The organism is Bradyrhizobium sp. MI1.11, from assembly GCF_055811255.1.
The window spans coordinates 1-11876 of sequence record NZ_JBVVPM010000058.1; the positions used below are offsets into that span (position 1 = coordinate 1).

General features: G+C 64.9%; 13 protein-coding genes. 6 read left to right on the forward strand and 7 right to left on the reverse strand.

Features of this window, described 5'->3' with window-relative positions; translation table 11 throughout:
* Nucleotides 1–277 precede the first annotated feature (277 nt).
* Complete coding sequence (locus tag AC0L30_RS35150) at nt 278–949, reverse strand: response regulator (protein WP_007599462.1); 672 nt, start codon at nt 947–949, stop codon at nt 278–280.
* 343 nt (nt 950–1292) lie between these two features.
* Here AC0L30_RS35150 and AC0L30_RS35155 point away from each other — a divergent pair, with 343 nt between their 5' ends.
* Nucleotides 1293–2918, forward strand: a complete 1626-nt coding sequence (locus AC0L30_RS35155) for an MFS transporter (RefSeq protein ID WP_198288262.1) — start codon at nt 1293–1295, stop codon at nt 2916–2918.
* Between the two features lie 127 nt (nt 2919–3045).
* On the opposite strand, the gene AC0L30_RS35160 is transcribed toward AC0L30_RS35155, so the two are convergent.
* Nucleotides 3046–3525 (reverse strand): secondary thiamine-phosphate synthase enzyme YjbQ, encoded by a 480-nt coding sequence (locus AC0L30_RS35160; RefSeq protein ID WP_473366225.1) that lies wholly within the window; start codon nt 3523–3525, stop codon nt 3046–3048.
* A gap of 135 nt (nt 3526–3660) precedes the next feature.
* Complete coding sequence (locus tag AC0L30_RS35165) at nt 3661–4197, reverse strand: hypothetical protein (RefSeq protein ID WP_007599459.1); 537 nt, start codon at nt 4195–4197, stop codon at nt 3661–3663.
* Nucleotides 4198–4587: 390 nt separating this feature from the next.
* Between AC0L30_RS35165 and AC0L30_RS35170 the strand changes: the two genes are divergently transcribed.
* The 5 genes from AC0L30_RS35170 to AC0L30_RS35190 all read left to right on the forward strand — a co-directional run bounded on the left by AC0L30_RS35170 (nt 4588) and on the right by AC0L30_RS35190 (nt 7227).
* Nucleotides 4588–4962: an AtpZ/AtpI family protein gene (locus AC0L30_RS35170; protein WP_007599457.1), complete on the forward strand. Its 375-nt coding sequence runs from the start codon at nt 4588–4590 to the stop codon at nt 4960–4962.
* A 114-nt stretch (nt 4963–5076) separates the two neighbouring features.
* Complete coding sequence (locus tag AC0L30_RS35175) at nt 5077–5826, forward strand: F0F1 ATP synthase subunit A (RefSeq protein ID WP_007599455.1); 750 nt, start codon at nt 5077–5079, stop codon at nt 5824–5826.
* A 53-nt stretch (nt 5827–5879) separates the two neighbouring features.
* Complete coding sequence (locus AC0L30_RS35180) at nt 5880–6110, forward strand: F0F1 ATP synthase subunit C (protein WP_007599451.1); 231 nt, start codon at nt 5880–5882, stop codon at nt 6108–6110.
* A gap of 59 nt (nt 6111–6169) precedes the next feature.
* Nucleotides 6170–6736 (forward strand): F0F1 ATP synthase subunit B family protein, encoded by a 567-nt coding sequence (locus tag AC0L30_RS35185; RefSeq protein WP_007599450.1) that lies wholly within the window; start codon nt 6170–6172, stop codon nt 6734–6736.
* A gap of 5 nt (nt 6737–6741) precedes the next feature.
* A complete protein-coding gene (locus tag AC0L30_RS35190) occupies nt 6742–7227 on the forward strand; it encodes a F0F1 ATP synthase subunit B family protein (RefSeq protein WP_219684750.1) in 486 nt (161 codons plus the stop codon).
* A 215-nt stretch (nt 7228–7442) separates the two neighbouring features.
* Here AC0L30_RS35190 and AC0L30_RS35195 read toward each other — a convergent pair whose 3' ends face one another.
* The 4 genes from AC0L30_RS35195 to thrC all read right to left on the reverse strand — a co-directional run bounded on the left by AC0L30_RS35195 (nt 7443) and on the right by thrC (nt 11553).
* Nucleotides 7443–8099 (reverse strand): hypothetical protein, encoded by a 657-nt coding sequence (locus tag AC0L30_RS35195; protein ID WP_219684773.1) that lies wholly within the window; start codon nt 8097–8099, stop codon nt 7443–7445.
* Nucleotides 8100–8220: 121 nt separating this feature from the next.
* Nucleotides 8221–8808: a GNAT family N-acetyltransferase gene (locus AC0L30_RS35200; protein WP_007599447.1), complete on the reverse strand. Its 588-nt coding sequence runs from the start codon at nt 8806–8808 to the stop codon at nt 8221–8223.
* A 40-nt stretch (nt 8809–8848) separates the two neighbouring features.
* Nucleotides 8849–10138: a M16 family metallopeptidase gene (locus tag AC0L30_RS35205; protein WP_007599446.1), complete on the reverse strand. Its 1290-nt coding sequence runs from the start codon at nt 10136–10138 to the stop codon at nt 8849–8851.
* Nucleotides 10135–11553: a threonine synthase gene (thrC, locus tag AC0L30_RS35210; RefSeq protein ID WP_473406264.1), complete on the reverse strand. Its 1419-nt coding sequence runs from the start codon at nt 11551–11553 to the stop codon at nt 10135–10137. The genes AC0L30_RS35205 and thrC overlap by 4 nt, the downstream gene beginning before the upstream one ends.
* Between the last annotated feature and the right edge of the window lie 323 nt (nt 11554–11876).

An 11876-nucleotide genomic window follows, 5' to 3' on the forward strand; every position in this document is an offset into this window, starting at 1 on the left:
GCTGCCGCGTCCACCGCAAGCCCGGCTCGCGAACGTGACGACCACAAGATCGCCCCTCAAGGATGAGCCGGGATGAGTGACACATACGCCAAAACCGAATTTCGGTAAAGTGGAATATTTTTGGGCATAAGGATTGACAGCCGCGCGACACAGGCGCGGTCCCGTAGCCCGGATGAGCGAAGCGATATCCGGGGTTTTCGCTAGCTAGCCGCACTAGCGGTCCCGGATGTCGCTTCGCTCATCCGGGCTACAGGCTGCGAGAGGCCCTCTTCCAGGCTCACCCCGTCGGGGTGCCCTGCTTCCACTGGCCGCCGGCGATCTTCGCGGCGGCGATCACGGCTTGGGTCCGGCTTTCGACGCCGAGCTTCTGCAGGATCGCGGAGACATGCGCCTTGATGGTGGCCTCGGAGACGCCGAGCTCATAAGCGATCTGCTTGTTGAGCAATCCCTCCGAGAGCATCATCAGAACCCGGACCTGCTGCGGCGTCAGCGTCACCAGCCGGTCGCGCAGGCGCGTCATGTCGGGATCGGCGACCGCCGACAGATCGGTGTCGGCGGGAACCCAGACGTCGCCCTCCATCACCTTGAGGATGGCGTCGCGCAAGGTCTCGACGCCGAATCGCTTCGGAATGAAACCGGAGGCGCCGAAATCGAGCGAGCGGCGGATGGTGGCGCTGTCGTCGGACGCCGAGACGATCACCACCGGAATGGCCGGATATTGTGCGCGCAGATAGATCAGGCCGGAAAAGCCGGAGATCCCGGGCATCGAGAGGTCGAGCAGGATCAGGTCGACGTCGGAGGTCTGTTCCAAAAGTTTGGTCAGATCCTCGAACGATCCAGCCTCGTCGATCCTGGCCGAGCTCAGGACGCCCGCCACCGCCTGCCGCAGCGCGGCGCGGAACAATGGATGGTCATCGGCAATGACGAGATGGGTCGAGGGAGCGTTCATCGTTCTCTTGCTGGCAATCGCACCGGGCCAGTAGGCCGGCGCAGGGCCTTGGTCAATTGTTTCCCGACCAGCCGTGGCATGCAAGTGGACATTATCCCTTTGCGGCAACGGGGTTAATCCACAGGCCGGCACTATGTTGCCGGATGGAACGGCCGCGGCGTCAGGCGAGCGTCAGTGCGAAAGGCCGAAAGTCGTATTGGGGCGGGTTTCACGCCAATGTTACCTTGGGGACAAGGCTTGGGTTGATCCGGCATGACCGGACATCCAGGGCGCGAGGAAACGATTTTTCGGGGAGCGACTCAACATGTCGACATTGGCTGTGTCTCAAGCAGGCGCGGGAGGGATGACGAAGGACGAACGGTTCGTCATTCTCGCCTCCTCGCTCGGTACCGTCTTCGAGTGGTACGATTTCTATCTCTACGGTTCGCTGGCTAGCATCATCGGCGCGCAGTTCTTCTCGGCCTATCCGCCGGCAACCCGCGACATCTTCGCGCTGCTGGCCTTCGCGGCGGGCTTCCTGGTGCGCCCGTTCGGGGCAATCGTGTTCGGCCGTGTCGGCGACATCGTCGGCCGCAAATACACCTTCCTCGTCACCATCCTGATCATGGGTCTGTCGACCTTCATCGTCGGCCTGCTGCCCAATGCGGCGACCATCGGCATCGCGGCCCCGATCATCCTGATCGCGCTGCGTCTCGCCCAGGGCCTGGCGCTCGGCGGTGAGTATGGCGGTGCGGCGACCTACGTCGCGGAGCATGCTCCGAACGGCAAGCGCGGCTACTACACCTCCTTCATCCAGACCACGGCGACGCTCGGCCTGTTCCTGTCGCTGCTGGTGATCCTGTTCACGCGCTCCGCGCTCGGCGAACCCGACTTCGCGGCATGGGGCTGGCGCATTCCGTTCCTCGTCTCCGTGCTGCTGCTCGGCGTCTCGGTCTGGATCCGGCTCCGCCTCAACGAATCCCCGATCTTCCAGAAGATGAAGGACGAGGGGAAGAGTTCGAAGGCCCCGCTGACGGAAGCCTTCGGCAACTGGCAGAACGGCAAGCTCGTGCTGCTGGCGCTGCTTGGCGGCGTGATGGGCCAGGGCGTGGTCTGGTACACCGGCCAGTTCTACGCGCTGTTCTTCCTGCAATCGATCCTCAAGGTCGACGGCTACACCGCCAACCTGCTGATCGCCTGGTCGCTCCTGCTCGGGACCGGCTTCTTCATCGTGTTCGGCATGCTCTCCGACAGGATCGGCCGCAAGCCGATCATCCTCGGCGGCTGTCTGATCGCGGCGCTGACCTTCTTCCCGATCTTCAAGATGATCACCACCAACGCCAACCCGGCGCTGGAAAAGGCGATCGAGTCGGTCAAGGTCGACGTCGTGGCGGATCCCGCAGGTTGCGGCGACCTGTTCAACCCGGTCGGCACCCGCGTCTTCACCTCGCCTTGCGACACCGCGCGTGCCTACCTGTCGCAATCGTCGGTCAAGTACTCGACCACGCCAGGTCCGGCCGGCTCCGGCGTGAAGGTGATGGTCAACGGCAAGGAAGTTGCCTACGCCAACGCCAAGGACGGCAATCCGGCAGTCCTCGCCGCCGTGCAGGCAGCCGGATATCCGAAGGCCGGCGATGCGGGCATCGTGAAGATGGCGCATCCGTTCGACATCTTCCGTCCGCAGGTGGCGGCGGTTGTCGGACTGCTGTTTGTCCTGGTGATCTTCGTCACCATGGTGTACGGCCCGATCGCCGCGATGCTGGTCGAACTGTTCCCGACCCGCATCCGCTACACCTCGATGTCGCTGCCCTACCATATCGGCAACGGCTGGTTCGGCGGCCTGCTGCCGGCGACCGCCTTCGCCATCGTGGCCTCGACGGGCGATATCTATGCGGGCCTCTGGTATCCGGTCATCTTCGCGTCGATTACCGTCGTGATCGGCTTGTTCTTCCTGCCGGAGACCAAGGACGTCGACATCAAGTCGACCTGATCGACGCAGATCGAGATCAACACCAACCGGCCGCGGTCTCCGCGGCCGGTTTTGTTTTGAACTCCAGATTCTTTGTTTTGACGCGTTTTCTTGACGCGAACCGGCAGCCACTTCGCTCGAAAACGCGCTACTGATTGCTGCCGAGAAATTGCAGCACCACCTCGCGCCGATGCGGGCGGGCGCGATGCTCGATCAGATAGATCCCCTGCCAGGTGCCAAGCGCCAGCCTGCCGTTCAGCACCGGCACCTGGAGCGATGTCCCCGTCAGCATGGTTTTGATATGCGCCGGCATGTCGTCCGGCCCTTCGGTGTCGTGAGTCCAGCCCGCATCTTCATCGTCGGGCGCGAGCCGCGCCAGCACCGTAGTGAGGTCGACCAGCACCGACGGGTCGGCATTCTCCTGGATTGTCAGAGACGCCGAGGTGTGACGGATGAACAGCGTGAGCACGCCGTCCCGCGCATGAACGTCGGCGATGAACCGCGCCGCCTCGGCGGTGAGGTCGCTGAAGCCGCACCCCGGCGTCTGCACGGTCAGCAGCGAAGATGCGATGGTGGTGGCCGGCCCTGACGACGGCGCCGAGCGCGAGATGGATTTGGCTGATGTCATCATCATCACTCTCAATTCGGAAAGCTGCCGTAGGGTGGGCAAAGCGAAGCGTGCCCACCGACTCACTCAACGGAGACGCAAATGGTGGGCACGGCGCTTCGCGCCTTTGCCCACCCTACGGCATCTCACCACGCGCTAAATCTTCCCCGAGACGTCCTTCTGCACGCGGTTGGCCATGTCGATCAGGCGACGCCAGGCTTTTTCCAGGAACGACATCACGCGATCGACGTCCTGGTCGCTCGGCAGCGGGATCTCGATCCTGCGCTCGCCCTCGGCGGCCCTTGGTTCTCGTGCTTGCGGCTCCGCCTTCTTGAGCGGATCGGTTTTCGGCAGCGCCTCGTCGATCTTGCCTGACACGGTCGGCCCCGCCGCAAGCCGTTCCTTCAGCATCTCGACTTCGGCCTGGAGCCTGCCGATCTCGGCGTCGAGCGCGGTACGTTCATCGGGTACGGCGTAGCAGGCCCAGCCGGCGCCGCTCCGGGTGCAGGTCGACACGGTGCCGGTGCGGCTGTCGAGCCGCAGCACGCCCTCGGGGATGGGGGTCATGCTGTAGCGGCCGTTTTCGCTGTCGGGCGCGGATTGCGCGGCAAGGCAGCCGACGCTGATGGCCATCGCCGCGGCGAACGCCGCCGCCGCAAGCCATGATGCTGGGGATGAATTCGCTGGTCTCATCGCGTTCTCCGCCACGACGCGCCGGTCGCACGTCCAAAGATGGCGCTCATAAAGGTGGCACGTCTCGCAAATGCTACACCCCGGCGAGGCGATCCGCCGCCCAAAACGCGCCTTTGACATGAACGATCGCGAGGCCCCCTTTGATCCCGGCAGCCGGGCGAAATGGCGACTGCGTTCGCCGATCAAGCGGAGACCTGCTGCGGTGCGGCGTCACGCTGTGTGCAGCGCTGCCGCTCGCGCCGATATTTCCAAATAAATCAGATACATAACGGGAATGGACACAATCGTGACTTGGCTTGACTTGATTATGGGCCATCAGTATGGTCCGCGCGGCTTTTGAGGGTGGCGGGCGCAATTTCCATTCAGCCGCGCGTTTCGGGTCTTCGTTGCATGACACAGGGCACGGGACACGGCGAGAATGGAGATCGCGATAGATCGCCCGAGGAAGCTGCGCTTTCCGATCGGCTCGGAAATCTTGATCAGCGGTTGTCCGAATTTCGCGGCCGCCACGTCAAGACCGAGCAACCCGCAGGTGACGGTGAAGACAGAGCGGCCAGAGCCTCGGCGATGGCGCTTGGTTTCCGGTTATCCTCCGAGTTGGTCGCCGGGGTCGTTGTCGGAGCGGGGATTGGCTGGGGTTTCGACCGCTTGCTGTCGACGTCGCCTTTCGGATTCATCGTGTTCCTGCTGCTGGGCTTCGTCGCCGGCGTGGTGAATGTGGTGAGAACGGCAGGCGCGGGTCAAAACAGGCGCGGTGGTTCTTAAGCGATCCACTCCAGGAGAGGAATGATCGTGCCGGCTTGAGCCGGTACGGGCCGGGCCCGACCGGCAGACCGAGACCCGCCGGCATCGCCCGGCAGACCAAGAGATGCCGCGCTGATGAAAATCGATCCGATCCACCAGTTCAACATCGAGCCTCTCTTCACCCTGGGCCATATCGGCAACCACACGATCGCCTTCACCAATTCGTCGCTCTATATGCTGGTGGCGGTCGCGATCATCTCGATCCTGATGCTCGCCAGCGGCACGCAGCTGGTTCCCGGGCGCCTGCAGTCGGTCGCCGAGATCTCCTACGAGTTCGTGGCCTCGACCATCCGCTCGACGGCCGGCTCGGAAGGCATGAAGTTCTTCCCGCTGATCTTCTCGCTGTTCATGTTCATCTGCGTTTCGAACCTGGTCGGCATCATTCCCTACACCTTCACGATCTCGAGCCATCTGATCGTCACCGCGGCCCTCGCGCTGCTGGTCTTCTTCACGGTGCTGATCTACGGCATTGCCAAAAACGGCCTGAAATTCTTCTCGATCTTCGTGCCCCACGGCGTCCCCGGCTACATCCTGCCGCTGGTGATGTTCATCGAGATCCTGTCGTTCTTCCTGCGGCCGGTCTCCCACAGCGTCCGTCTGTTTGCCAACATGCTGGCCGGCCACATCGCGCTGAAGGTGTTCGCGGGCTTCGTCGCCATGCTCGGCTTCTCGCTCGGCGCCCTCGGCTGGGTCGGCGGCGTGCTGCCGCTGGCGCTCACGGTCGCGCTTTACGCTCTCGAGATTCTGGTCGCATTCCTGCAAGCCTATGTGTTTGCGATCCTGACCTGCATCTACCTCAACGACGCCATTCATCCGGGACACTGAGCGGTCCGGGGAATTTCCACCCAAAACCCAATCTTTCTTCCAAGGAGTCTAAAATGGATCCGGCAGCAGCAAAACTTATCGGCGCGGGCATCGCATGCATCGGCATGGGCGGCGCGGGCGTCGGCGTCGGCGTGATCTTCGGCAACTACCTCGCCGCAGCCGTTCGCAACCCCTCGGCCGCTCAGGGCCAGTTCGGCAATCTGATCTTCGGCTTCGCCGTGACCGAAGCGCTCGGCATTTTCTCGCTGCTGATCGCGCTGCTGCTGCTGTTCGTTCCGCTCTGAGGACGATTTTCGCGCCGCTTCAGCCGAAGCGACGCGCATGACAGCAACAGGAGTACTCCATGGCTGAAAGTCATGGCGGCGCAAAAGGTCCGGCGGCGGGCGCTCACACCGAGGCTGACGGTGGTCACCACGGTGGCGGTTTTCCGCCGTTCGAGAGCAGCACCTATGCTTCGCAGCTGGTGTCGCTCGCGATCTTCTTCGTCGCGCTTTACGTGATCGTGTCCAAGCTCGCTCTGCCGCGCGTCGGCGGTGCGATCGAGGCGCGTCAGAACAAGATCGAGGGCGACCTCGCCGAAGCGCAGAAGCTGAAGGACCAGTCCGAAGCGGCGCTGAAGGCCTATGATAGCGAGCTTGCTTCGGCACGCTCGCGCGCGCAGGCCATCGGCAACGAATCCCGCGACAAGGCGAATGCGCAGGCGGACGCCGAGCGCAAGGCTTTGGAAGAGCAATTGGCGGCCAAGCTCGCCGAGGCGGAGAAGACCATCGCCTCGACCCGTGCGACCGCCATGAGCAACGTCCGCGGCATCGCGGCCGATGCGGCAGGCACCATCGTGCAGCAGCTCACCGGCGTGGTTCCGGATGCGGCATTGGTCAATGCCGCCGTTGATGCGTCCTTGAAGGGTTAATCGATATGTTCTTCGATCCTGAAACCTGGGTCGCCATCGCCTTCGTGATCCTGATGGTCGGGTTCGGCTATCTCGGTGTCTTCAAGAAGGCCATGACTGCGCTCGACCATCGCGCCGATCGCATCAAGGCCGAGCTCGACGACGCGACGCGCCTCAAGCAGGAAGCCGCCAAGGTACTCGCCGACTACAAGGCGCGCACCGCCTCGGCCGAACGCGAGGCCGCCGACATCATCGCCAACGCGAAGAGCGAAGCCGAGCGCATCGCCACCGAGGCCAGGGCCAAGGTGGAAGATTTCGTCGCTCGCCGTACCAAGACCGCGGAGGGCAAGATCGCGCTCGCCGAGGCCCAGGCGGTGGCCGATGTCCGCGCCGCAGCCGCCGAAGCCGCCGTCCAGGCCGCCTCCACCATCCTGTCGCAGTCGGTCAGGGGCCAGGTCGCCGACGATCTGCTCGCCAAGGGCATCACCGAGGTCAGGCAGAAGCTGAACTGAGGGGCTTCGCCTTCACCCATCAAAAAGCCGGTGCGATGAGCGCCGGCTTTTTTGTTGGTATGGCTTCTTCCCGTGTCCCGGACGCGGCGCAGCGTGTAACGCTGCTCCGCAGAGCCGGGACCCATGCCTCACACGATAACGCTGACCGCAACATGGGCCCCGGCTCTGCGTCGCACCGCTGCGCGCCTGCGCCGCGTCCGGGGCACGAGACCGCCCTACTTCTTCTTCACCCGCGCCTTCGGCTCGGGCGACAGCGCCTGCGGATCGAAGCCGACATAGAAGATATAGCTATCGGCGTCCTTGGCCGAAGGCATCGGATAGACCAGATCCTCGGCCACGAAGGTGAACGGCACGCTGCCGCCCTCCGACATTCCGACCGTGGTCCGGTAGGCCTTGGAAGCGATCACCTTCTCGCCGACGCCGCCCTGCACCACGGCGACGCGCAGCGGCACCTCGACGGTCGCAGGCGCGCCGGCGGGACCGGCAATGACGCGGCCCTGGATGCCGATCCGGGCCGTGATATCGCCGCCATTGCGGGCGCATTCGCGCGCCATCTTGGTGATGGTGGCCTGAAAGCGGATCTCGTTGCCGACGGCCGGCTTGCCGGTGGCACCGACCGCATAGGTGGAGGCTCCGGCACGCACCGTGACCTGCGGGCAGTCAAGATCGTCATCGGCCGCCGGCTGGCCTGGCGCAGGTGCCGGCTTGGGTTGAGCCGGCTCGTCCGACTTGCCGCCGAACAGGCCCTTGAATCGATCGGTCAGCGACTGCGCCGCAACCGGCGAGACGGAGACGAGTGCAACCGACAACGCCAGCGCGACCGCCGCCCCCCGCCGCAACGCATTCCGCGATGACCGAAGCTCCTGCACCATCAACACCCACACTCCATGACAACATCACGGCCGATCACCGGCCGGGTTGCGCCGTTATATCGTCAAAACCGGCGAACCCAAGGCAGGCACACAGGAGACTTTGGTCACATCAACGAACGGCTCAGCCGCGGAAATCCTCGTGCAGCAGGCCGAACAACAAATGGTCCTGCCAGACCCCGTTGATACAGAGATAGCGGCGCGCCAGCCCCTCGCGCGAGAAACCGCACTTCTCCAGCACCCGGATCGAGGGCGCATTGGTCGGGATGCAGGCCGCCTCGACCCGGTGCAGATTGAGCTCGCCGAACAGCGTCGGCAGCAGCACACGCAGCGCGGCCGTCATGTAGCCGCGCTGAGCGTGGGGCTTCCCGACCCAATAGCCGATGGTGCCGGCCTGGACGATGCCGCGGCGGACATTGGCGAGCGTGATGCCGCCGACCATGGCGCCGTCGAGCTCCCGGAAGATCAGAAAGGGATAGGACCGGTCCGCGGCGATGTCCTCGGAATAGCGGCGCAGGCGACGGCGGAAACCGGAGCGCGTGAGATCGTCCGACGGCCAGATCGGCTCCCAGGGCGTCAGGTAATCGCGGCTGGACTCGCGCAGATGGGCCCACTGCAGGAAGTCCGACATCTGCGGCGCGCGTAGCAACAGGCCGTTGCCGCGCGGCGCGAGAGCGGCGGGTCCACTGGATGGCAGGCGAAAGAGGGCCATGGTGATGCTTCCCGGGGGCGGATCAACCCGTGCGCGGCTCCTAATGCAGCCGCGCCTTGGCGCGTGCCCGGGTCAATCCTTCCGCAAAAGACACCGCCGTGTCCAGACCCCTGCCACTGCCTAATGCGACAACCGCAGGGCGGCTGCGCGAAAGCAGTGCACGCGCCGCATCCCGGGTCGATTCGACGCTGACGGCGTCGATCCGGGCCACCAGCTCCTCGGCGGTCTGGGGCCGGCCATAGGCCAGCACATGCCGGGCGAGCTGCTCGGCACGGGACGAGCAGCTCTCCAGCGCCATCAGCAGCCCCGCCTTCATCTGCGCCTTCGCCCGCGCGATCTCGACCTCGGTCAGGGTCTCGACCGAATCGTTCATGATGTCGACCACGACCTCCATCATCTCGGGCGCGTCGGCCGGATCGGTGCCGGTGTAGAGGCCGAAGAAGCCGGTGTCGGTATAGGGGGCGTGGAACGAGTAGATCGAGTAACAGAGGCCGCGCTTCTCGCGCACCTCCTGGAACAGCCGCGATGACATCCCGCCGCCGAGGATGTTGGTGAAGACCTGGAGCGAGAACAGCGACAGATCGGTCTGCGGCACGCCCTCCAGCGCCAGCGTCAGATGCGCCTGTTCGAGCTCGCGATGCACCACCTTGGTGCCGCCCTTGCCGAACTGCGCGGGTTGCGGCTTTGGACCCGCTGTCCCCTCAAAACTGGCAAAGCGCTGCTCGACCTCGGCGACCACCTGCTTGTGATCGACCGCCCCGGCGGCCGCCACCACCATGTCCGGCCCGCGGTAATGCGTCGACAAATAGTCGCGCAGCGAGTCGCGGCTGAAGGCACGCAAGGTCTTCGCGGTGCCGAGCAGCGAGCGGCCCATCGGCTGGTCGGGATAGCAGAGCTCGTTGAGGTGCTCGAACACGACGTCGTCAGGCGTGTCCTGCGCCGCGCCGATCTCCTGCACGATGACGTTCTTCTCGCGCTCGAGCTCGTCGGGCTCGAAGGCCGGATTGGCCAGGATGTCAGCGAGCACGTCGAGCGCGAGCGGCACGTCAGCCTTCAGCACCCGCGCATAATAGGACGTGGTCTCGGTCGAGGTGCCGGCGTTGAGGTCGCCGCCGACCGCCTCGATCTCCTCGACGATCTCGCGCGACGAGCGCTTCGTCGTGCCTTTGAACGCCATATGTTCCAGGAGATGCGAGATGCCGTGCTCGTTGGGCTTCTCGTCGCGCCCGCCGACGCCGGCCCAGACGCCAAGCGCCGCGGTCTCGAGATGGGGCATCTTGTCGGTGACGACGGTCAGGCCGGACGCAAGCTTGGAAATCTCGACGCTCATCCGGCAACTCCCTGTTTCGCGGCGCGGCTGACCGACAGCACGAACCGCTCGACCTCGGCCTGGTCGTTCTTCATCACCTTCATGTGTTCGGATTTGGTCATCAGACCATCGAGCCAGGCCGGCAGTTGCGGCCGCTGGCCGCAGGCCGCTTCGACCGCATCGGGGAATTTGGCCGGATGCGCGGTGGACAGCACGATGCTGGGAACCGTCCTGTCCGTGGTGTCGCGGTCGGCGACCGCAAGCGCGACCGCAGTGTGGGGGTCGACCAGTTCGCCCGCCTCGCGCCAGGCGGCGCGGATCGCGGCCGCGGTCTCGGTCTCGTCAGCCCGGCCTGCGTCGAATCCCTCGCGGATCGCGGCCAGCGTCGCATCGGGCAGCACGAAGCGGCCGGATTGCTTCAGCGAATCCATCAGACGGCGCACGCCGGCGGCATCGCGCCCGCCAGCTTCGAACAGCAGCCGCTCGAAATTCGAGGAGATCTGGATGTCCATCGACGGCGACGCCGTCGCGTGGACCTCGCGCACCTCGTAGATCCCGGTCTTCAGCGTGCGCGCCAGGATGTCGTTGACGTTGGCGGCGATGCCCAGGGTCCGCACAGGAAGACCCATGCGCTTGGCGACATAGCCGGCAAAGATGTCGCCGAAATTGCCGGTTGGCACGACGAAGTCCACCGCGCGCGCGGGTGCGCCGACGGCAACGGCGGAGGTGAAATAGTAGACCACTTGGGCGACGATGCGCGCCCAATTGATGGAATTGACACCGGACAGCGAGATCGCATCGCGGAAGCGATGGTTGTTGAACATCGCCTTCACGATGGCCTGGCAATCGTCGAAATTGCCCTCGACGGCGAGCGCATGGACGTTGGCCGCGCCCGTCGTCGTCATCATCCGCCGCTGCACCTCGGAGATGCGGCCATGCGGGAACAGCACGATGAGATCGACATTTTCGAGCCCTGCGAACGCGTCGACCGCAGCACCGCCGGTGTCGCCCGAGGTCGCGACCACGATGGTGGTGCGCTGGCCGCGCTTGGCGAGCACGTGGTCCATCAGCCGCGAGATCAGCTGCATCGCCACGTCCTTGAAGGCGAGCGTCGGACCGTGGAATAGCTCCAGCACGAACTGGTGCGGCGCCATCTGGCGCAGCGGCACCACCGCCGGATGGCGGAAGGTGGCGTAGGCCTCGTTCGCCATGCGGCCGAGCTCGGCGTCCGAGATCTCGCCGGCGACGAAGGGGCGGATCACCTCGACCGCGACCTCCCAATAGGGACGACCGAAGAAGCCGGCGATGGCGTCAGGCGAGAGTTGCGGCCAGGTGGCCGGCACATACAGGCCGCCGTCGCGAGCGAGCCCGGTCAGCATCACGTCGCAGAAGCCGAGTTCGGGGGCCTCGCCCCGGGTCGAGATATAACGAGTCAAACTGCCCTCCAAAGGCCGGCCGAGCCTGGGCTCGATCCGCAAGCCTTTGATTTTACGAAACTACTTGTTAACAGCCAGAGGCTTTGGGCCACCATAAAGTGTTTTGCGGCATCAGGAAACCGCTTCGCGCCTGGGGCCATTCAAGGAAAAAGGCTGCCAACGAAAAACGCTGCCAACGAAAAGGGGGGGGGGCAATCCCCCCCCCCCCCCCCCCCCGTCCTCCCCCACCTTGCGCGGCCACTTGTTGCGCCGCGCCCGCCCGCCCACGACCGCGCCGACGGGTGCGCCGTCATAGAGGCGTTCCGCTGCCAGCCGCCCCGCAT